The sequence below is a fragment of the Pseudomonas sp. G5(2012) genome (assembly GCF_000408945.1).
Lineage (GTDB): Bacteria > Pseudomonadota > Gammaproteobacteria > Pseudomonadales > Pseudomonadaceae > Aquipseudomonas > Aquipseudomonas umsongensis.
On record NZ_APIO01000155.1, the window covers coordinates 1 to 19,895 of the forward strand.

The following is a 19,895-nucleotide window of genomic DNA, read 5'->3' on the forward strand; positions in this document are numbered from 1 at the left end:
GCCGTTACCGCAGGAATGGAATGTACTCCATCAACGCAGACTGCGATCTTTCAATCACCCCCCACTCTCCGTACGCCGACTAGAAACCTCCGCCGGCACATCATCCCCCGCCATGCGTTTACGAAACAACGCCGCCCGGGCCAACAGCAAGGTGGTCACCGGCACAGTGATCGCCAGCAGTATCGGTATCAGCCACGCATGCAAAACCGGCCCGGACTTGAGCGCCGAAAAGAAGATGATCGAGGCCAGGGCCACGCACCATGCTCCCAGGGTCGAGGCCAGGGCCGGTGGGTGCATGCGCTGGAAGTAATCCTTCATTCGCAACAGACCAGTGGCGCCAATGAGGGCAAACAGACTGCCGAGCACCAGCAGGATGGCCACGGGGATTTCCACCCACAGGGACAAGGGCGCACTCATTCGATCACCTCGCCGCGCAGGAGGAACTTAGCCAGGGCAAACGAGCCGACGAAACCGAACAGCGCGATCAGCAACGCTGCTTCGAAGTAAGTGTCACTGGCATAGCGAATGCCCAGCGTCAGCATCATCAGCATCGCCACGATGTACAGGTAATCCAGGGCCAGGACCCGGTCCTGGGCCGACGGGCCCTTGAACAGGCGGATCAGGGTCAGGATCATCGCCACGCAAAACAGGAACAGGCTCAGCAGGATCGCGTTGGACAGCAGGCTGCTCATTCGAAGATCTCCATCAGGGGGCGCTCGTAGGTCGCCTTGAAGTGCTGGATGAACAGCGTTTCGTCATCCAGGTCGAAGACGTGCAGCAGCAGGATGCTGCGGTCCAGCGCCAGTTCCGACCAGACCGTGCCGGGGACCACCGTGCAGATCATCGCCAGCGCGGCCAGGCCGTTGGCGTCGCGCAGGTCCAGCGGCACCTTGACGAACCCTGAGCGCGGCGGCTGGCGGCGAGCATTGAGCACACCGAAGGCGACCGCCAGGTTGGACACCAGCACATCGCGACCGACCAGCAGGAACAGACGCAGGATCACCCCGGGCCGACGAACGCGAATCGGCAGCGGGCGCAGCTTGCGCATCATTAAAGGCGCGCAAAACCCCAGCAGGGCGCCCAGCAACAGGTTGCCGGGGCTGAGCGACAGGTTCAGCAGCAACCACAACAGGCACAGGGCCAGGGACAGCCATGGCGCAGGTAGCAGGCGCTTCATGGTTGCACCTCCAGCAGCGCTGCACTGGCCTGGGGGCCTGGCACTACGCGGGTGCCGAGCACGGCCATCACATACTGCTGCGGGTTGTTCAAGGCGTTGGCGGCCGCTTGGGTGTAGCGCAGCAGCGGTTCGGCCTTGAGCGTGAGCAGGATGCACAAGCCCAACAGCGCAAAAATCGGTACGCATTCCAGGCGCCGCAGCGCAGGCGAGGGGCGTTCTGCCGGTGTCCAGAAACGCTGGACGCCGACACGGGCAAAGGCGATCAACGACGCCATCCCCGAGAGGATCAGCAGCGTCAGCAAGCCCCACGCGGCATTCGATACCGGTGCGTCGCCGGCGTTGCCCAGACCCATCGGGTTGAGCAGGGCGCTGAGCAGGCTGAGCTTGCCGATGAACCCGGAAAGCGGTGGCATGCCGATGATCAGCAGGGCGCAGGCGATGAAGCTCAAGCCGAGGAACGCCATGGTCCAGGGAATCACTTGGCCGACCACGGCTTTCTGGTCGTCGTCGAGGTTGATGCCCTTGACCGGATACAACGATTCCAGCGGCCGAGGCAGCATCTCGTTTTCATCCTCCAGGGGCATTTCGTTGGCCGAGCGCGAGCGTTCGATCAACTCCGCCAGCAGGAACAGCGCGCTCAGCGCCAGGGTCGAGCTGACCACATAGAACAGTGCCGCAGCGATCAGGTTGGGCTGGCCGAAGCCGATCGCCGCCAGCAGGATCCCCGCCGACACCAGGATGCTCAGGCTGGCCATGCGCTCCAGGCGTTGGGCCGCGAGGATCGCCACTGCCGCGCAAACGATGGTGGCCATACCGCCGTAGATCAGCCAGTCGCCACCGAAGTACGCCGAGGCGCCGGCCTGACCGGAAAACAGCAGGGTCCACAGGCGCAGCAAGGTGTAGATGCCGACCTTGGTCATGATCGCAAACATCGCCGCCACCGGCGCGCTGGCCGAGGAGTACGCCGGCACCAGCCAGAAATTCAGCGGCCACATCCCGGCCTTGGCCAGGAACGCCACCGCCAGGATGCCCGCGCCTGCATGCAACAGGCCGCGATCGGCTTCGGGCACCAGCGGGATCTTCAGCGCCAGGTCGGCCATGTTCAGGGTGCCGGTGACGCCGTAGATCAGCGCCGCGCCAATCAGGAACAGGGTCGAGGCCAGCAGGTTGATCGAGATGTAATGCAGCCCCGACGACACCCGCGCCCGGCCCGACCCGTGCAGCATCAAGCCATAGGACGCGGCCAGCAGCACTTCGAAAAACACGAACAGGTTGAACAGGTCCGCCGTCAGGAAGGCGCCATACAGGCCCATCAGCTGGATCTGGAACAGAGCGTGGAAGCTCGAACCGGCGCTGTCCCAGCGCGCCATGGCGAACAGCAGCGCACAGACGCCGATAATGCCGGTCAGCACCAGCATCAGCGCCGACAGGCGATCGACCACCAGCACCAGGCCGAACGGCACCTGCCAGTTGCCCGGCAGATACACGCCAATGGAACCGGCGATGCCGGTGGTTTGCGTCCATTGCAACAGCAGCACTGAAATACCCAGCCCCAGCAGGCTGGAGAACAGGTTGATCTTGGCTTTGAGCGGGCGGTGCTTCTCGCCGAGCATCAGCATGATCGCGGCGGTCAGCAGCGGCAGCAGGATGGGGGCGGCGATCAGGTGCGACATCGGATTCATTCTTTAGGCTCCCGGCCATCCACATGGTCGGTGCCGGTCAGGCCGCGCGAAGCCAGCAAGACCACCAGGAACAGTGCGGTCATGGCGAAGCTGATGACGATGGCGGTGAGTACCAGTGCTTGCGGCAGCGGGTCGGTGTAGTGCAGCAGATCCTGGGGCACGCCGTCCTTGATGATCGGTTCCTTGCCGATGAACAGGCTGCCCATGCTGAAGATGAACAGGTTGACACCGTACGACAGCAGGCACAGGCCCATGACCACCTGGAACGTCCGCGGACGCAGGATCAGCCAGACGCCGGACGCGGCCAGGACGCCGATGGCGATGGCGATGACTTCTTCCATCAGACAGCCTCCTTGATGACGACAAGTTTGGGCTGGGCCGCGGTCTTGTGACCCCGCACCGATTGGTGGGCGAGGGCGGTCAGGATCAACAGCGTCGAACCGACCACCACGGCGTACACGCCGACATCAAAGAACAGCGCACTGGCCAGGTGAATGTCGCCCAGCAGCGGCAGGTCGAAATGCCAGGTGTGGGTGGTCAGGAACGGATAGCCGACGACCATCGCGCCCAGGCCGGTGACGGTGGCGAACAGCAGGCCGACGCCCATCCAGCGCAGCGGCCGCAGGCTCATTTGCGCTTCGACCCACTGGGTGCCGGCGACCATGTACTGCAGGATGAACGCCACCGACATCACCAGGCCCGCGACAAAGCCGCCGCCCGGCTGGTTGTGCCCGCGCATGAACAGGTAGAACGAGACCACCAGCGCAATTGGCAGCAGCAGGCGCACCAGCACCGCCGGGACCATCATGAAGCCGAGCGCGGTGTCGCTGGCGTGACGCGGGTTGACCAGGTCGGTGACCACGTCCGGCGCGAGCAGGCGCTGCTGGGCCGGCAACTGCAGGCTTTCCTTCGGCGGACGGAAGCGTCGCAGCAGGGCGAACACGGTAAGCGCCACGGCCGCCAGCACGGTGATTTCGCCGAGGGTGTCGAAGCCGCGGAAGTCCACGAGCATCACGTTGACCACGTTGCTGCCGCCGCCTTCGGGCAGGGCGCGGCTGAGGTAGAACGAAGAAATGTCGTTCGGCGTCTGGCGGGTCAGCATCGCGTAGGCCAGCAACGCCATGCCACCGCCGACTACCGCCGACAGCAGCAAGTCGCGGATGCGGCGGATGCGCGCCCTGCGCAGGCTGCTCGGCAGCGGCGAAACCTCTTCGATCCGCCGTGGCAGCCAGCGCAGGCCCAGCAGGATCAACACCGTGGTCACCACTTCGACCACCAGTTGCGTCAACGCCAGGTCCGGGGCCGAGAACCAGACGAAGGTCACACAGGTCATCAGGCCGCAGACGCTGACCATGGTCAGGGCGGCCAGACGATGGTACTTGGCCTGGTATGCGGCGCCGAGGGCGCAGGCAATCGCCAGCAGCCAGAGGATGACGAACACGATCGAGCCCGGGATCTTCGGTCGGTCGCCCCAGTGCAGGCTGCTGTGCAACATCGGGATCAACCCGGCCAGGACCGCGGCGAGCACCATCAGGAACAATTGCATCTGCAGGCGCCGGGTACTGATCAGCGGTTCCAGGCGTCGGGCCAGGCGCATCATCAGCACCAGGCTGCGTTCGAACAGGCGCTTGCCATTGAAGCGGCCAATCAGCGGCGGGTAATGGAAGCGACCGAGCTTGAGCTGCTTGCGCAATAGCAGGTACAGCGCGATGCCGCCGGACATGGCGATCAGGCTCATGATCATCGGCGCGTTCAAGCCGTGCCAGATCGCCAGGCTGTACTCGGGCAAGGTGCCGCCCACGACCGGTTGCGCGGCAGCGGCGAGCAACGGGCCGACCACTTGCGCCGGGAAGATCCCCACCACCAGGCAGGTGAACACCAGCAGCTCGACCGGCGCGCGCATCCAGCGCGGCGGCTCGTGCGGGGTGTGGGGCAGGTCGGTAGCGGTCGGGCCGAAGAACACGTCAACGGTGAAACGCAGGGAATAGGCGACACTGAAGGTCCCGGCGATGGTCGCGACGATCGGCAGGGTGGCTTCGATCCAGGCCGTGGCGTTGATGAACACGGTCTCGGCGAAGAACATCTCCTTGGACAGGAAACCGTTGAGCAGCGGCACGCCGGCCATGGAGGCGCTGGCGACCATGGCCAGGGTCGCGGTGAACGGAATCAGCTTGAACAGGCCGTTGAGCCGGCGGATGTCGCGGGTGCCGCTTTCGTGGTCAATGATGCCGGCCGCCATGAACAGCGAGGCCTTGAACGTGGCGTGGTTGAGGATGTGGAACACCGCGGCTACGGCGGCCAGCGGGCTGTTCAGGCCCAGCAGCAGGGTGATCAGGCCCAGGTGGCTGATGGTCGAGTACGCCAGCAGGCCCTTGAGGTCGTTCTGGAACATCGCGCAATACGCGCCGAGCAGCAGGGTGGCGGCGCCGGCACCACTGACGATGTAGAACCATTCTTCACTGCCCGAGAGCGACGGCCACAGGCGAGCCAGCAGGAACACCCCGGCCTTGACCATCGTTGCCGAGTGCAGATAGGCCGAAACCGGTGTCGGCGCGGCCATGGCGTGGGGCAGCCAGAAGTGGAAGGGGAATTGCGCGCTTTTGCTTAGCGCGCCGATCAGGATCAGGGGCAGCAGGATAGGGTAGAGGGCATGAGCACGAATCAGCTCGCCGGCGGCCAGGACCTTGTCCAGGTCATAGCTGCCGACCACATGGCCAAGCAGCATGACCCCCGCCAAAAGGCACAAGCCGCCCGCACCGGTGACCATCAGCGCCATATAAGCACCGCGTCGCGCGTCGGCGCGGTGGTGCCAATAGCCGATCAACAGGAACGAGAAGAGGCTGGTCAGCTCCCAGAAAAACACGATCTGGATGAGGTTGCCGGAGATCACCAGCCCGAGCATGGCACCCATGAACGCCAGGAAAAACGCGAAGAAACGCGGTACCGGATCGTCCGGCGACATGTAGTAGCGGGCGTACAGCGACACCAGCGTGCCGATGCCCAGCACCAGCATCGAGAACAGCCAGGCGAAACCGTCCATGCGCAGGACAAAGTTCAGGCCAAGGCTGGGCAGCCAAAAGAATTCTTCGTGGATTACGCCGCCATGGGCGATTTGCGGGTACAGCAGGGCGACCTGGACGGTGCCGATCAAAGCGACCAGGCCAGCCAGTAGGGATTCGGTATTACGCGCGTTGTGAGGCAGCACCGCTGCCAGACAGCTGCCTATGAAAGGCAGAAGCAGTAGAACTATCAGGGACATAGGCTTCTAATCTGCGGAAGTTTGTGAAGCATCATACGTGCCAGTTCCCGGATCGCCAAACGCCAAGCTGTCGCAGAATCCTACAAGGTAGACGGAAAAGTCTTGCTTCACATTGTTTCGAAGGCCTGCGTTCAGCAGGTCCGGCCTCTTCGCGAGCAGGCTCGCTCCCACAGGAGAATGCATTTCAACTGTGGGAGCGAGCCTGCTCGCGAAAGCTATCTTCCAGACGTTGCAGATTTTGCGGTTAACCCTGGGTTTCCCGCTCCAACGCTTCCTCAGCCACAGCGGCCTTACCCTTGGTCTTCAACTCACTGACAATCACCGCCGCCACGATCAATCCCGCTCCCACCAGCGCAATCGCCAGCAGTCGCTCCCCGGCGATCCGCCCGACAATCCCGGCCCACACCGGCTCACCGGCATAGATCAAGGTCGCGCGGGTTGGCGAAACACTCTTCTGCGCCCAGTTCATCGCCACCTGGATCGCCGCACTCGCCGCGCCCAGCCCAAGGGCACTGCACAACAGCAACCAGGAGAAATCAGGAATGTGTTCCTGGGTCGGCACCACCATCAGGAACGACAGCAGCGACGTGACCGCCAATTGCACCACGGTCACCCGTTTCACATCGACCTGGCCGGCAAAGTTGCTGATCAGGATGATCTCCGCCGCAATGGCAATGGCGCTGATCAAGGTAGCGATTTCACCGGGGCTGAAGTTCAATGCCGCGCCGGAAGGGCCCGACAGCAGCATCAACCCGGTAAATGCCAGCATGATGCCAATACTTGGCATCAGCCCCGGACGACGCCCCAGTACCAGCCATTGCAGCAACGGCACGAAGGGCACGTACAGCGCGGTAATGAACGCCGACTGGCTGCTGGGAATGCTTTGCAGCCCGACCGTCTGCAGGCCGTAGCCGAGCATGATCGCCACGCCGATGAAGGCGCCGGCCTTCAATTCAAACAAGGTCAGGTCCCGCAGGCTGCGCCAGGAGAACAGCGCGACGATGATCGCGGCGGCGGCAAAGCGCAGGCCGACGAAAAACATCGGGCCACTGACGGTCATCGCATGCTGGACCAGCAGAAAGGTCCCGCCCCAGACCATGGTGATCAACACCAGCACGCACTCGGCCTTGCTGAGTCGCAGGAAACGGGAGGGAGCCTGGGAGGAGTTCACCGACGTCATGATCTTGCACACTGTTTGAGGGGGACGCACAATGCGCCCGAAGTTGGGCAGTATACTGCGCAACACCATCAAGTGAGCAATATAGTGCACAAAGATTCCTCGCCCCGGGCTTCGGTCCTGCAACACGTCAGCCAGAACATTCGGCGGTTGCGCCATGCCGCCGATATGAGCCAGACCGCGTTGGCGGAAAAATCCGGTGTCAGTCGCCGGATGCTGGTGGCGATCGAGGCCGGCGAAAAGAACGTTAGCCTGACCACCCTCGACCGTGTCGCCGAAGCGTTGGACGTGGCCTTCAGCGACCTGATCCAGGCCCCCGATGTGCGCGACCATAGCCGCATCAACGAACTCGCCTGGGCCGGAACGATCCCCGGTAGCAAGGCGGTGCTGCTGGCCAAGGCCAATGCCACCCGTGAAGTCGAACTCTGGGAATGGCGCCTGGAGCCGGGCGAGCATTATCCGTCGGAGCCTGACGCCGAAGGCTGGAGCGAACAGTTCTACGTGTTCGAAGGCTGCCTGACGGTGATGGTCGGCGAGGTGCCGCACAAGATCGCCGCCGGCGAGTTCTTCATGTTCGCCAGCAACCAGCCGCATTCCTATCGCAACGAGGGAGAAGTCGCGGTGCGCTTTGTGCGCAATGTGGTGATCTGAACTGTTGGCCGGTCAACACTGGATAAACATTTTGCTGTTCTGAAGCTAAAAGCTTTTCTCTAATAATTCGTTAAGATTTTGATAAATAACGAATTTAAATTCAGGCACGACTCCTGCAAAAGCTCTGGTGCATTCACCCAGAACCCGGAGTCGGCCCATGACAGCCTCAGCCCAATCCCCCCGCTCGGCCAGTGTGAGCCCTGCCCATGTGATCCGCTCGGATGCGGAAGCGATTGCCATCGCCCACAAGCTCGCGGCGCGATTCGCCGTCGAAGCCAGCGTGCGCGATCGCGAACGACGTCTGCCGGTTGCCGAGCTCGACGAGTTCTCCGCTAGCGGCCTCTGGGGCATCACCGTGCCAAAAGCCTACGGTGGCGCCGGAGTGTCTTATGTGACCGTCGCCGAAGTGATCAAGATCATTTCCGCCGCTGATTCTTCCCTGGGCCAGATCCCGCAAAACCACCTTGGCGTGCTCGACATCCTGGTGCAAACCGCCAGCGAAGAGCAGAAGCAGTACTACTTCGGCAAAGTGCTGCAGGGTTACCGCTTCGGCAACGCCTTCTCGGAATCGAAAAGCAAACACGCCGGGGCTTTTGAAACCCGTATTCACTTCAACGACGACACCGCGCAAATCGACGGCGAGAAGTTCTACTGCACCGGCGCGCTGTTTGCGCACATCGTGCCGGCGGTGGCGGTCAACGAACAGAACCAGGCGTTCATCGCTTTCATCGAGCGCGACAATCCCGGCTTGACGGTGATCGACAGTTGGGACGGATTCGGCCAGCGCACCACCGCCAGCGGTGGCGTGACCCTGAACGCGGTGCAGGTCCCGCTCAGCGCGGTGATCCCGGCCCACAAAGCCTTCGATGAGCCAACCGCCGACGGCCCGATCTCACAAATCATCCAGGCCGCCGTGGACACCGGTATCGCCGTGGGTGCCCTGGAAGAAACCAAGCGCTACGCCCGTGAAGCGCGGCCATGGATCGACAGCGGCCAGGACCACGGCTGGCAGGACCCGTTCAGCATTGCCGCCATCGGCGATCTCGAATGGCGTGTGCGGGGTAGCGAAGCGATCCTGAAAAAGGCCGGCCAGGCCATTGACGCCGCGCTGCTCGACGCCAATGAAGACACGGTGGCGCACGCCTCGGTGGTGGTCGCCCAGGCGAAAGTGCTGTCCACCGAAATCGCCTTGCTCACCAGCAGCAAGCTCTTCGAACTGGCCGGTACCCGCTCGGTGCTCGGCAAATACAACCTCGACCGTCACTGGCGCAACGCCCGCACCCATACGCTGCACGACCCGGCGCGCTGGAAATACCACTTGATCGGCAACTACCTGCTCAACGGCGTAAAGCCTGCGCGCCACGCCTGGAACTGAGGAGTCCACCATGAACGCCTTGACCCAACCGATTGCCGCCGGGCAACCCCTGGCCAACAGCCGGCATGACCTGCACAACGCGCGTAGCCTGCTCGATGCAACCTTGCGTTTCGTCCGCCAGCACAACCAGGCAACTGATGAGCCTCTGGTGATCAGCCGCCTTGGCGATGTGCACATCCGCATCGAAGTGGCCGCTGCGCTGCTGGAACGCGCTGAAGAATTTCTCGCCAGTGGCACTGACGACATCGAAGTCAGCATCGCCGAAGCCGAATCCCGCCTGGCCAGCGCCGAGGCTTTGAGCGCAGCCAGCAACGCCGAATTCGAACTCACGGGGCAGCGCACCGCATTGCCGGGTTCGCTGCACGATCCGCTGCGCGGCAAGCTCCACCTCATCGGCAACTTTCGCCTCAACGGCATTCACCCGCCCAGCTTTCACACATCAACCAAGGGAGCCGTTTGATGGCCCGTGAAATCCGTCTCAATGCTTTCGACATGAACTGCGTCGGCCATCAGTCGCCAGGGTTGTGGGCGCATCCGCGGGATCGTTCCTGGCAGTACAAGGACCTGGAATACTGGACAGATCTGGCGAAAATCCTCGAGCGCGGCAAGTTCGACGGCCTGTTCATCGCCGATGTGCTTGGCATCTACGACGTCTATAACGGTAACGGCGATGCGGCAATCCGCCAGGCGGCCCAGGTGCCGGTCAACGACCCGCTGCAACTGATCCCGCCGATGGCGCTGGTGACCGAACACCTGGGCTTTGGCCTGACCGCGTCGCTGTCGTTCGAGCATCCGTACCCGTTTGCCCGACGCCTGTCGACCCTCGATCACCTGACCAAGGGCCGCGCTGGCTGGAACATCGTGACCTCGTACCTGGAGAGCGGGGCGAAGAACCTCGGGCAGAAAACCCAGACTGAACACGACGCCCGCTACGACTTCGCCGAAGAGTACCTGCAGGTTTGCTACAAGCTCTGGGAGGGCAGTTGGGAAGAGGGCGCGATCCTGCGCGATCGCGAGCGGCGGATCTTCAGCGACCCGAGCAAAATCCACGAGATCCAACATGTCGGCAACCACTTCCAGGTGCCGGGGATTCACCTCTGCGAGCCCTCGCCGCAACGCACTCCGGTGTTATATCAGGCGGGGGCGTCAAGTCGCGGCAAGCAGTTCGCCGCCGAGCATGCCGAGTGTGTGTTCGTCGCCGCACCGTCGAAAGTGCTGCTGAAGAAAACCGTGGCCGACATCCGCAAGCGTGCAGGGCAGGCGGGGCGTGATCCGTCGAAGATCCTGATTTTCAACCTGCAGACGGTGATCCTCGGCGAGACCGACGCCAAGGCCAAGGCCAAGTTCGAGGAATACAAGAGCTGGGTCAGTTATGAGGGCGCGATGGCGTTGATTTCCGGCTGGACGGGCATCGATTTCAGTCAGTTCAACCCGGATGAACCGCTCAAGCATGTGCACACCAATGCCATTCAATCGGCGGTGGAGGCGTTCTCCACGGCCAATCCGAACAAGGTCTGGACCCCCAATGAACTGGCCGACTGGGTGGGCATCGGTGGCTTTGGCCCGTTGTTTGTCGGGAGCCCGGAAACCGTTGCCGATCTGCTGCAGGAATGGGTCGAGGAGACGGATGTGGATGGCTTCAACCTGGCGTATGCGCTGACCCACGAAACGTTCATCGATGCCGTGGAGTTGCTGGTGCCGGAGTTGCAGAAACGCGGTGTGTACAAGACCGAATACGCGCCGGGGACATTGCGCGAGAAGTTGTTCGGTGAAGGACCGCGCTTGCCGCAGATTCATCCGGGCAGCGGGTACCGCGATCTGGCGGGGTTGCGGCAGCAGGAGAGAAAGGTGGTGTCTGCCTGAGTAGATGATCGTTCCCACGCTCTGCGTGGGAATGCATCCCGGGACGCTCCGCGTCCCTGCATCAGGAGCGGACGCAGAGCGTCCATGGCGGCGTTCCCACGCAGAGCGTGGGAACGATCATGGCATCTTCGCGAGCAGGCTCGCTCCCACATTACCCATGAACAGGAGGTCAACCCATGAGCGTGCACGAACTCAAGCGTCCGCCGATTGCGGATACCAGGGAATGGCAGGTCAGCGCACCCAAGGCGCTGGAGCAATTGCGCCATTGGGCGCAAATCAGTCCTTTGCAGCCAGCGCTGCGGCACAAGCGTCACGGGCAATGGTTTGCCTGGCGCTGGATCGATGTCTTGCGCGATGTCGAGCGCCTGGCCGATGGCTTGCGCCAGCAAGGATTCGATGAGGATTCGCGGCTGGCCGTCAGCGGCGCCTTCGAGCCGAACCTGTTGCTGCTGGCCCTGGCGGCTCAGCACATCGGCGGCGAGGTGCTGGCCATCGCCGACAACCTCGACGCTCCCGCCTTGCACAACGTCCTGTGGCGCAGCAGCCCTGGCCACGCCTTTGTGCAGGGACGGCAGGCGCGGCAACTCTGGCTCAACCAGGGCCAGTCGTTGCTCGACTTCGCCGAGCTGCTGGGCCCGACAGAGCATCCGCAACGGCTTCGCCTCGGTGTGAACGCAGAACAGTTATGGAGCGAAGAGGGCACCGAGTGGCAGGGCGGCCTGAGCGTCTTGTTCGAACTGTGGCTGGGCAGCGGGCAAACCCTGGCTTTCCCGGAAAGCCCTGGCAGCGCCAGTCGTGATCGCCGTGAAGTGGCGCCTACGGGCTTGCTGCTCTCCGCCGGGCGCCTGCAACTGCTTGCCATGGAAATCGAAAGCCGCCTCGCGTCACCGGGCACCTGGCGCCGCCGCCTGTGCGACTGGGCCATTGCCCAGCCGCAAAAGCCCCTGCAACGCCTGATCAAGACCCGCGTCCGCCGCCTGCTGGGCTTTCACAACCTGCACTTCATCTGGCAAGCCACGCGCACCGCGCAAGCGCAATCCACGCCTGCCTGGCTCGCCGAATTCAAACGGAACATCGCATGATCTCGACCGATTCCATCCTGCAAGTCAGCGGTATTTCCCTGTCCTTCAAAGGCGTCAAGGCGATCAACGACCTGTCGTTCGATGTGCGCCGTGGCGAGATCTGCGCGTTGATCGGCCCCAACGGGGCGGGCAAGAGTTCGTTGCTCAATGTGCTCAACGGCGTGTACCGCTTCGATGCCGGTTCGATCGTGTTCGAGCAGCAGTCTTTCAAGCGCATCGATCCTTTGAGCGCTGCGCGCCGGGGCATAGGCCGAACGTTCCAGAACAACGCGCTGTTCAAGAAAATGAGCGTGATCGACAACCTCCTGACCGGCCTGTCGCGACACCTGCGCAGCAGCTTCATCGAGCAAGCATTGGGTTTGCCACGAGCCCGGCTTGAAGCCGAACAGTTTCGCCAGCAGGCCCAAGGCATCCTCGAATTCCTCGAACTGCAAGCCCAACGCGATGTGCCGGTGGGCAATCTCGCCTATGGCCTGCAAAAGCGCGTCGAGCTGGGCCGCGCCCTGATCGCCGGTCCGAGCCTATTGCTGCTCGACGAGCCGATGGCCGGGATGAACGCCGAGGAAAAACAGGATATGGCCCGATTCATCGCCTACATCAACCGTGACCTTGGCACCACGGTGGTGTTGATCGAACACGACATGAGCGTGGTGATGGGCCTGTCCGACCATGTGGTGGTACTCGACTACGGGCGCAAGGTTGGCGATGGCACGCCTGCCCAGGTGCAGGCCAACCCTGAGGTGATCGCGGCGTATCTGGGAGTGGTGCACTGATGACGTTCTTCGTTGAAACCCTGCTCGGCGGCTTGCTCGCTGGAACCCTGTATTCGCTGGTCGCCATCGGCTTCGTGCTGATCTACAAGGCCAGCGGTGTGTTCAATTTCGCCCAGGGCGCGATGCTGTTGTTCGCCGCGCTGACTTTCGTCAGCCTGCACGATCAGGGTGTGCCGTTTGCCCTGGCGCTGCTGTTGACAGTGCTGGTGATGATCGTTGGCGCGCTGTTGATCGAGCGGCTGGTGCTGCGACCCTTGGTCAATCGCTCACAGATCACCCTGTTCATGGCCACGCTCGGCCTGTCCTTCATCATCGAAGGCCTGGCGCAAGGCTTGATGGGCTCGCAGGTCCGGGCGCTGGACCTGGGCATCGACGACGTGCCGCTGTTCATTGGCGCGATGATGTTCAGCCAGTTCGACCTGATCGCCGCCGCTGCGGCCATCGTGCTGGTGACGGTGCTGGCACTGCTGTTCAACAAGACCCGCATCGGCATCTCGTTGCGGGCGGTGGCAGATGACACCACCGCCGCGCTGTCCATCGGCATCAACCTCAACCGCATCTGGCAGATCGTCTGGGCCGTGGCCGGAGTGGTCGGACTCGTGGCCGGGTTGCTCTGGGGGGCACGACAAGGGGTGCAGTTTTCCCTGTCGCTGGTGGTGCTCAAGGCGTTGCCGGTGTTGATCATCGGTGGTTTCACCTCGATTGGCGGGGCGATTGTCGGCGGGCTGATCGTCGGTGCGGCGGAGAACCTCGCCGAAGTCTACATCGGCCCGCTGATCGGTGGCGGCATCACGCCGTGGTTTGCTTATGTCCTGGCCCTGGCCTTCCTCTACATCCGTCCCGCCGGCCTGTTCGGCGAGCGCGCCATCGAGCGAGTCTGAACCCATGTCGATTTCCCTTACCCGTGAAACCGCACCGGCGGTGTTGGTCCGGCGCCGCGTGCCGTTCGGTCTGGTCGGCTTGTTGCTGATCGCGGTTGTCGTCGTTCCACTGACCGGCAACGACTATTGGTTGAACGCCATTCTGATTCCGTTCCTGGTGCTGTCCCTGGCCGGACTTGGCCTGAACCTGCTGACCGGCTACACCGGGCAAACCTCGGTGGGTGCGGCCGGGTTCATGGCGGTCGGGGCGTTTGCCACGTACGGTTTTCTGTTGCGTTTGCCTGAACTGGGGCTGCCAGTGGCGTTGCTGGGTGGCGGTTTGATCAGTGCGGTGGTGGGCTTTTTTTTCGGGCTGCCGAGTTCGCGGATCAAGGGCTTTTACCTGATGGTTACCACCCTGGCGGCGCAGTTTTTCCTGGAGTGGCTGTTCGTCAAATTCCCCTGGTTCTACAACTACGGCTCGTCCGGCACCATCAGCGCACCGAAACTGGCGCTGTTCGGCCATGACCTGAACACGCCGCTGGGCCGCTATTGGCTGACCCTGACCACTGTGCTGCTGCTGACCTGGGTCGCGGTGAACCTGGTGAAAAGCCAGATCGGCCGCAACTGGATGGCGATCCGCGACATGGACACCGCCACTGCCGTCATCGGTATTCCCGTGGCGCGCTACAAGCTCCTGGCATTTGCCGTCAGCTCGTTCTACCTGGGCATCGCCGGCGCCTTGTGGGCCTTTGCCTACCTGGGCACCGCCAGTGCCAGCAGTTTCGATATCAATCGATCATTCCAGATCCTGTTCATCATCATTATCGGTGGCATGGGCAGCATCGCCGGCAACTTCGTCGGCGCGGCATTCATCAGCCTGTTGCCAATACTGCTCAGCCACGTCGGGCAAGCCTTGCTCGGTGGCGCGGTGGATGCCGGGCAGCTGCAAAACCTGCAAAAAATCATCTTCGGCGTGCTGATCATCCTGTTCCTGATCAAGGAACCGGAAGGCTTGATCCGCCTGCTGGGCAATCTTCGTGACCGGCTGGGCCACTGGCCGCTGCGCTTCTGAATCCTTCCCACTACCAGAGAAACAACATGCGTGCATCCTTGAAACGCTCCCTGCTCGGCGCCGCTTTGGCGCTGGCGATTTTCGGCAGTGCAGTACCGATGGCCCAGGCCTCGGCGGACCAGCAGTTCTTTCCGTTGGCCACTTACCGGGTCGGCGCCTACGCCTCCAGCGGCGTACAGGTGTGGGCCGGGATGATCGATTACCTCAACTACATCAACGAGGTCGAAGGCGGGATCAATGGGGTGAAACTGGTTTGGCAGGAATGCGAAACCGAATGGACGGCGGAGAAGGGCATCGAGTGTTACGAGCGCTTCAAGAACGGCCTGGATGGCGCGCCCGTAGCGGTCTATCAACCTAACGGCGCGCCGGCGGCCTATGCCCTGAGTGAACGGGCGGAAGTCGACAGGATTCCGCTGATCACCCTGGGTTATGGCCGCACCGAAGCCACCGACGGCACGGTGTTCCCGTACAACTTCCCGGTGATGCTGACCTTCTACAGCGAAGCCTCCAGCCTGATCAACTACATCGCCCAGCGAGAGGGTGGCTTCGACAAACTCAAGGGCAAGAAAATCGCCACGGTCTACCACGACTCCGCATACGGTCGCGAAACCCTGGGGCCGCTGAAGTTGTTGGCCGAGCGGTACGGCTTCGAGAACATCCAGATTCCGGTGGCCGATCCCGGCAATGAGCAATCGGCGCAATGGCGGCAGATCCGTCAGCTCAACCCGGACTGGGTGTTCCTGCGCACCTGGGGCGTGTCGACCCCGGTGGCGGTCAAGACCGCTGCGCGTTTCGGCTTCCCGGTGGACCACATCGTCGGCGACATCTGGGCCAGCTCCAGCGAAGACGTGCTGCCCGCTGGCGCTGCTGCCAAAGGCTACCTGGCGCTGACGCCGTACCCGGCCGGCACTGACTTCGAGATCCACAAGCGCCTCAAGCAATACATCCTCGACAAGGGCAAGAGCGACCTCAAGGACCTGAAGAATTTCGGTAGCGTCTACTACAACTCCGGGCTGGTGAATGCCGCCGTCGCCGTGGAAGCGATCCGCACCGCCCAGGGCAAATTCGGCAAGCGCCCGCTCAACGGTGAGGAAGGGCGTTGGGGCTTGGAACATCTGAATATCGACGATGCGCGGCTCAAGGACATGGGTTACTTCGGCCTGATGCAGAACCTCAAGCTGTCTTGCAAGGATCACGAGGGCGGCGGTTCGGCGCGGGTGCAGCAGTGGGACGGCGCCAACTGGACGCTGATCAGCGACTGGATCGCCGCCGACCGCGCGTTGCTGCGGCCGTTGATCGACGAGAAATCCGCCGCGTTCGCCAAGGAAAAAGGCCTGACGCCACGCACCTGCACCGCAGAGGAATAATCATGAGCGAAGCCGCCAGCGACATTGCCGTCAACGATCTGTTGCGGGTCAATGACATCGAAGTGATCTACGACGGCGCGATCCTGGCTGTGGCCGGCGTCTCGCTGACGGTGCCCAAGGGCGGCATCGTCGCGTTGCTCGGCGCCAACGGCGCGGGTAAAAGCACCACGCTCAAGGCGATTTCCGGCCTGGTGCGGGCCGAGCGGGCCGAGGTCAGTCGTGGCAGCATCGAGTTCCTGGGGCGTGATACCGCAGGCGTCGATCCGAGCCTGCGGGTGCGCGAAGGGATGGTCCACGTACTGGAGGGCCGGCACGTCTTCGCGCAATTGACGGTGGAGGACAACTTGCGCAGTGGTGGATTTGTCCGCGGCTTGAGTCGCCAGGACATGGCCCGGGACCTGGAGCGCATCTACGCCTGGTTTCCGCGCCTGAAAACCAAGCGCAAGACCCAGGCCGGCCTAACGTCCGGTGGCGAACAGCAGATGGTCGCCATCGGCCGCGCATTGATGACACGTCCTACTTTGGTACTGCTCGACGAACCTTCCATGGGTTTGGCGCCTATCATCGTCCAGGAGATTTTCGAGATCGTCGCCCAGCTCAACCGCGAGGCACAGGTGAGCTTCCTGATTGCCGAGCAAAATATTAATGTGGCGCTCAAGTACGCTTCCACGGCCTATGTCCTCGACACCGGCCGGGTGGTGTTGTCCGGCAGCGCCAGCGAGCTGCTGGCCCGGGGCGATCTGCATGACTTCTATCTAGGTAAACACTGAGCAGTGAGAACGGCATGAGTGAAACCCAAAACGGACAGGCGAGCGACGTCATCCGTCACGCGGACATCCTGATTGTCGGCGGCGGCCTCAGCGGCACGATGTTGGCGGCGCAACTGTTACGCCTGCCGGGCAAGCGCCAGGTGCTGGTGATCGAACCGCGCGCCGAGCTCGGGCGCGGCGAGGCCTACAGCGCCGTGGAGCTGGGGCATACGCTCAACGGCAACGCGGCGCGCATGAGTGTCGATCCGGACAACGCCGATGACCTGACCCAATGGTTGACCGACTACATTGCGGCCGGCGGCTGGCCGGAGTCGGATGAGCAGCATGTACCGGTCAGCGAGTTGTTCCCGCCACGGGGGATTTTCGGCCTGTACGTGCAGCAACGCCTGGCCGAGGCTCAAGCGCTGGGTGCGTTGAACGGCTCGACGGTCGAGCATGTGCGCGCCGAGGTGGTGGATCTGCAAACCGATGCGCAGTCGGTGCGCTTGAGCTTGAGCGACGGCCAGCGACTGCAGGGTTCCTTTGCCGTGCTCGCGACGGGGATGTTCCCGGCCGCGCGCACGCCGCAGACCCAGTCCAGCGGTTTGAACGCGGCGGCGCTTGACCCGTGGGATGTTGCTGCGATGCGCCAGCTCGATCCGCAGTCGACGGTGCTGATCATCGGCTCGGGGCTGACCATGGTCGATGCCGTGGTGTCGCTGGAACAGGCCGGGCATCGCGGGCCGATCAACGTGTTTTCCCGTCACGGCCTGTTGCCCCATGTGCGGCGCCAACCACCGGCCTGGGTGGATTTCCTGGCCGAGGATCAGAGCATTCGCACGCCACGACAGCTGGTGCGTGAATTACGCCGGCATTGCCGCGATGCCATCGCCCGGGGCATTGACTGGCAGGCACCACTGGACACGGTTCGGGCGCACATCGGCCGTCTGTGGAGTCAGGCCACCGACTTGCAGCGGCGGCAATTCGTGCGCCATGTACGGCCGTGGTGGGAAAGCCATCATCACCGCTCGCCACCGTTGAGCGCCGAACTGGTGGAACGCCTGCACAAGGAAGGGCGATTGCAGATTCAGGCAGCCTCGTTCAAAGGGCTGGAGCCTTCTTCGGGCAATGAGGTGAGTATTCGAATTCGCCGCCGAGGTGAAACGCAAACCGTTGTCGTCAGTGGCGCGGCATTGATCAACTCCAGCGGCATCGAATATGACTGGCGACGGGTGGCGCGACCATTGCCCCGGCAATTGCTGGCGCGCGGGCTGATTCGCCCGGGACACCTGGCGCTGGGCATTGCGGCCGAGGTCGACGGTGCGGTACTGGATGCCGATGGTCAGGCTGCGAGCCGACTGTTTGCCATGGGCCCACCGTTGCGCGGGATGTGGTGGGAAAGCACTGCGGTCACAGATGTCGCAAGCCAGGCCAAGGCACTGGCCGCGCGATTGGCAACACCATAAACCCTGTAGGAGCTGTGTAGATGCAACAAACCCCGCATTGGCGGGGGTTGTTGTTTCAGGCAGCCCAAGGCTGTTGATCAATAGCGCTGATACTTGGAGCCGAACTCAGGGCGGTTTTCTGCGACGTAGAGTTTGTCTTTCTGGTCAGCGCTGACGGTGTTCACGTTGAGTGTTGCCGGCTGGCTGACTTTCGCCGCTGCAACCAGCGGGGTAGTGGCGTGGGGGGCGGCAATGGCGCTAGTGGCACCAAGCACCGAAAGGGCGAAGCCGAGACCGATGAGGCTTTTCATGATGTTGCTCCAGAGCGTGGGGAGAAGATGTGGCCACTGTAGTGCTGGAGCGTCGCGATGAAAAAACACCCTTGCGCATAGTCGTTATCGAGGGTGTTGATCTATTCAGGCCTGTGCATCGAGCATTTCCACCGGGTAGGAGAACACGTATCCCTCGCTGCGCACGGTCTTGATGTAGGTCGATTCCCGTGAGTCGTCCTTGAGTCGTTGGCGCAGGCGGCTGACCAGCAAATCAATCGAACGGTCGAACAGATCGGCGTCGCGGCCTTGGGTCAGGTTGAGCAATTGGTCGCGACTCAGAACCCGTTGCGGGTGATCGAGGAACACCCGCAGCAGGCGGTATTCGGCGCCACTGAGGGCCACCAGGGTGCCGTCTTCGTCGAGCAAATGACGGGCGGTGGTGTCCAGGCGCCAGCGGCCAAAACCGAGCATCCGACCGCTTTCGCTGATCAGCAGATTGGGTGGCAGCATGCGGGTACGGCGCAATACGGCGTTGATCCGCGCCAGCAGTTCGCGGGCGGAGAAGGGTTTGGTCAGGTAGTCGTCAGCGCCCATTTCCAGGCCGAGGATACGGTCGGTTTCATCGTTGCGAGCGGTGAGCATCAGGATCGGCGTGGCTTTGTGCTTACCCGCGCGAAGTTCGCGGCACAGCACCAGGCCGTCGTCGCCGGGCAACATGATGTCGAGCACGATCAGGTCGACCTGGTTGGCTTCGAGGAAGCTGCGCATGTGCCGGCCATCGGGGACCACGGTGGTGCGCAGGCCGTTTTTCTTCAAGTAGTTGCCGACCAGTTCGCGGATTTCGCGATCGTCGTCGACGATCAGGATGTGGTTGACGTGGTCCATCGGTCGATCCTCTTTTTTTGCAACGATACATTTTGTAGGCGTTGGGTTGCCAGCGAAGGCGGCCTCATAGCTCTCGGATGTACCCGATCTACTGATCTACTGATTTACTGTAGGAGCCAGGCTTGCCGGCGAAGGCGCCCTTACAGTCAACCAATTCTCTTTCAGGTGTACATATCCATTCCAGCGGTAACGGCCACCTATGG

20 protein-coding genes are annotated in these 19,895 nt (G+C 62.7%); 11 read left to right on the plus strand and 9 right to left on the minus strand.

Annotation, left to right across the window (positions count from 1 at the left end; all coding sequences use genetic code 11):
- Window positions 1-54: 54 nt before the first annotated feature.
- The 7 genes from PG5_RS30645 to PG5_RS30675 form a co-directional block, all read right to left on the minus strand.
- The gene (locus tag PG5_RS30645) at window positions 55-417 is read right to left on the minus strand and encodes a Na+/H+ antiporter subunit G (protein WP_008063389.1); all 363 of its coding nucleotides are present in this window, start codon (window positions 415-417) and stop codon (window positions 55-57) included.
- Complete coding sequence (locus tag PG5_RS30650; RefSeq protein ID WP_008063386.1) at window positions 414-692, minus strand: K+/H+ antiporter subunit F; 279 nt, start codon at window positions 690-692, stop codon at window positions 414-416. Before PG5_RS30650 ends, PG5_RS30645 begins: the two co-directional genes overlap by 4 nt.
- Window positions 689-1,177 carry a Na+/H+ antiporter subunit E gene (locus PG5_RS30655; protein ID WP_020800951.1) on the minus strand — a complete coding sequence of 163 codons (489 nt, stop codon included), beginning with the start codon at window positions 1,175-1,177 and terminating at the stop codon, window positions 689-691. The genes PG5_RS30650 and PG5_RS30655 overlap by 4 nt, the downstream gene beginning before the upstream one ends.
- Window positions 1,174-2,859: a monovalent cation/H+ antiporter subunit D gene (locus tag PG5_RS30660; RefSeq protein ID WP_020800952.1), complete on the minus strand. Its 1,686-nt coding sequence runs from the start codon at window positions 2,857-2,859 to the stop codon at window positions 1,174-1,176. The genes PG5_RS30655 and PG5_RS30660 overlap by 4 nt, the downstream gene beginning before the upstream one ends.
- Window positions 2,856-3,200: a Na+/H+ antiporter subunit C gene (locus PG5_RS30665; protein WP_007986256.1), complete on the minus strand. Its 345-nt coding sequence runs from the start codon at window positions 3,198-3,200 to the stop codon at window positions 2,856-2,858. The genes PG5_RS30660 and PG5_RS30665 overlap by 4 nt, the downstream gene beginning before the upstream one ends.
- Window positions 3,200-6,118, minus strand: a complete 2,919-nt coding sequence (locus tag PG5_RS30670; protein ID WP_042955901.1) for a monovalent cation/H+ antiporter subunit A — start codon at window positions 6,116-6,118, stop codon at window positions 3,200-3,202. Before PG5_RS30670 ends, PG5_RS30665 begins: the two co-directional genes overlap by 1 nt.
- A 244-nt stretch (window positions 6,119-6,362) precedes the next feature.
- The gene (locus tag PG5_RS30675; protein ID WP_155943762.1) at window positions 6,363-7,367 is read right to left on the minus strand and encodes a DMT family transporter; all 1,005 of its coding nucleotides are present in this window, start codon (window positions 7,365-7,367) and stop codon (window positions 6,363-6,365) included.
- Between the two features lie 15 nt (window positions 7,368-7,382).
- Here PG5_RS30675 and PG5_RS30680 point away from each other — a divergent pair, with 15 nt between their 5' ends.
- The 11 genes from PG5_RS30680 (at window position 7,383) to PG5_RS30730 (ending at window position 18,556) form a co-directional block, all read left to right on the plus strand.
- Window positions 7,383-7,946: a helix-turn-helix domain-containing protein gene (locus tag PG5_RS30680; RefSeq protein WP_020800954.1), complete on the plus strand. Its 564-nt coding sequence runs from the start codon at window positions 7,383-7,385 to the stop codon at window positions 7,944-7,946.
- 157 nt (window positions 7,947-8,103) lie between these two features.
- Window positions 8,104-9,321 (plus strand): SfnB family sulfur acquisition oxidoreductase, encoded by a 1,218-nt coding sequence (locus tag PG5_RS30685; protein WP_042955902.1) that lies wholly within the window; start codon window positions 8,104-8,106, stop codon window positions 9,319-9,321.
- A 10-nt stretch (window positions 9,322-9,331) separates the two neighbouring features.
- Window positions 9,332-9,781, plus strand: coding sequence for a hypothetical protein (locus tag PG5_RS30690; protein ID WP_020800957.1), 450 nt, complete (start codon window positions 9,332-9,334; stop codon window positions 9,779-9,781).
- Window positions 9,781-11,184 (plus strand): LLM class flavin-dependent oxidoreductase, encoded by a 1,404-nt coding sequence (locus tag PG5_RS30695; RefSeq protein ID WP_020800958.1) that lies wholly within the window; start codon window positions 9,781-9,783, stop codon window positions 11,182-11,184. The genes PG5_RS30690 and PG5_RS30695 overlap by 1 nt, the downstream gene beginning before the upstream one ends.
- 176 nt (window positions 11,185-11,360) lie before the next feature.
- Window positions 11,361-12,266: an AMP-binding protein gene (locus tag PG5_RS30700; RefSeq protein WP_020800959.1), complete on the plus strand. Its 906-nt coding sequence runs from the start codon at window positions 11,361-11,363 to the stop codon at window positions 12,264-12,266.
- Window positions 12,263-13,039 (plus strand): ABC transporter ATP-binding protein, encoded by a 777-nt coding sequence (locus tag PG5_RS30705; protein ID WP_020800960.1) that lies wholly within the window; start codon window positions 12,263-12,265, stop codon window positions 13,037-13,039. The genes PG5_RS30700 and PG5_RS30705 overlap by 4 nt, the downstream gene beginning before the upstream one ends.
- Window positions 13,039-13,920, plus strand: a complete 882-nt coding sequence (locus PG5_RS30710; RefSeq protein WP_020800961.1) for a branched-chain amino acid ABC transporter permease — start codon at window positions 13,039-13,041, stop codon at window positions 13,918-13,920. Before PG5_RS30705 ends, PG5_RS30710 begins: the two co-directional genes overlap by 1 nt.
- A 4-nt stretch (window positions 13,921-13,924) precedes the next feature.
- Window positions 13,925-14,974, plus strand: a complete 1,050-nt coding sequence (locus tag PG5_RS30715; protein ID WP_020800962.1) for a branched-chain amino acid ABC transporter permease — start codon at window positions 13,925-13,927, stop codon at window positions 14,972-14,974.
- A 26-nt stretch (window positions 14,975-15,000) separates the two neighbouring features.
- Window positions 15,001-16,341, plus strand: a complete 1,341-nt coding sequence (locus PG5_RS30720; protein ID WP_020800963.1) for an ABC transporter substrate-binding protein — start codon at window positions 15,001-15,003, stop codon at window positions 16,339-16,341.
- A 2-nt stretch (window positions 16,342-16,343) separates the two neighbouring features.
- On the plus strand, window positions 16,344-17,111 hold the full coding sequence (locus tag PG5_RS30725; protein WP_020800964.1) for an ABC transporter ATP-binding protein: 768 nt from the start codon (window positions 16,344-16,346) through the stop codon (window positions 17,109-17,111).
- Window positions 17,112-17,125: 14 nt separating this feature from the next.
- Complete coding sequence (locus PG5_RS30730) at window positions 17,126-18,556, plus strand: FAD/NAD(P)-binding protein (protein WP_020800965.1); 1,431 nt, start codon at window positions 17,126-17,128, stop codon at window positions 18,554-18,556.
- Window positions 18,557-18,633: 77 nt separating this feature from the next.
- Here PG5_RS30730 and PG5_RS30735 read toward each other — a convergent pair whose 3' ends face one another.
- Together PG5_RS30735 and PG5_RS30740 are read right to left on the minus strand one after the other, a co-directional pair.
- Window positions 18,634-18,846, minus strand: coding sequence for a hypothetical protein (locus tag PG5_RS30735; RefSeq protein WP_020800966.1), 213 nt, complete (start codon window positions 18,844-18,846; stop codon window positions 18,634-18,636).
- Window positions 18,847-18,951: 105 nt separating this feature from the next.
- Window positions 18,952-19,692 (minus strand): response regulator, encoded by a 741-nt coding sequence (locus PG5_RS30740; protein WP_020800967.1) that lies wholly within the window; start codon window positions 19,690-19,692, stop codon window positions 18,952-18,954.
- Window positions 19,693-19,895 lie beyond the last annotated feature (203 nt).

Coding starts and splice junctions, on each gene's coding strand:
- PG5_RS30645 (WP_008063389.1), bottom strand. CDS start 417: ATGAGTGCGCCCTTGTCCCTGTGGGTGGAAATCCCCGTGGCCATCCTG.
- PG5_RS30650 (WP_008063386.1), bottom strand. CDS start 692: ATGAGCAGCCTGCTGTCCAACGCGATCCTGCTGAGCCTGTTCCTGTTT.
- PG5_RS30655 (WP_020800951.1), bottom strand. CDS start 1,177: ATGAAGCGCCTGCTACCTGCGCCATGGCTGTCCCTGGCCCTGTGCCTG.
- PG5_RS30660 (WP_020800952.1), bottom strand. CDS start 2,859: ATGAATCCGATGTCGCACCTGATCGCCGCCCCCATCCTGCTGCCGCTG.
- PG5_RS30665 (WP_007986256.1), bottom strand. CDS start 3,200: ATGGAAGAAGTCATCGCCATCGCCATCGGCGTCCTGGCCGCGTCCGGC.
- PG5_RS30670 (WP_042955901.1), bottom strand. CDS start 6,118: ATGTCCCTGATAGTTCTACTGCTTCTGCCTTTCATAGGCAGCTGTCTG.
- PG5_RS30675 (WP_155943762.1), bottom strand. CDS start 7,367: ATGGTGTTGCGCAGTATACTGCCCAACTTCGGGCGCATTGTGCGTCCC.
- PG5_RS30685 (WP_042955902.1), top strand. CDS start 8,104: ATGACAGCCTCAGCCCAATCCCCCCGCTCGGCCAGTGTGAGCCCTGCC.
- PG5_RS30690 (WP_020800957.1), top strand. CDS start 9,332: ATGAACGCCTTGACCCAACCGATTGCCGCCGGGCAACCCCTGGCCAAC.
- PG5_RS30695 (WP_020800958.1), top strand. CDS start 9,781: ATGGCCCGTGAAATCCGTCTCAATGCTTTCGACATGAACTGCGTCGGC.
- PG5_RS30700 (WP_020800959.1), top strand. CDS start 11,361: ATGAGCGTGCACGAACTCAAGCGTCCGCCGATTGCGGATACCAGGGAA.
- PG5_RS30705 (WP_020800960.1), top strand. CDS start 12,263: ATGATCTCGACCGATTCCATCCTGCAAGTCAGCGGTATTTCCCTGTCC.
- PG5_RS30710 (WP_020800961.1), top strand. CDS start 13,039: ATGACGTTCTTCGTTGAAACCCTGCTCGGCGGCTTGCTCGCTGGAACC.
- PG5_RS30715 (WP_020800962.1), top strand. CDS start 13,925: ATGTCGATTTCCCTTACCCGTGAAACCGCACCGGCGGTGTTGGTCCGG.
- PG5_RS30720 (WP_020800963.1), top strand. CDS start 15,001: ATGCGTGCATCCTTGAAACGCTCCCTGCTCGGCGCCGCTTTGGCGCTG.
- PG5_RS30725 (WP_020800964.1), top strand. CDS start 16,344: ATGAGCGAAGCCGCCAGCGACATTGCCGTCAACGATCTGTTGCGGGTC.
- PG5_RS30730 (WP_020800965.1), top strand. CDS start 17,126: ATGAGTGAAACCCAAAACGGACAGGCGAGCGACGTCATCCGTCACGCG.
- PG5_RS30735 (WP_020800966.1), bottom strand. CDS start 18,846: ATGAAAAGCCTCATCGGTCTCGGCTTCGCCCTTTCGGTGCTTGGTGCC.
- PG5_RS30740 (WP_020800967.1), bottom strand. CDS start 19,692: ATGGACCACGTCAACCACATCCTGATCGTCGACGACGATCGCGAAATC.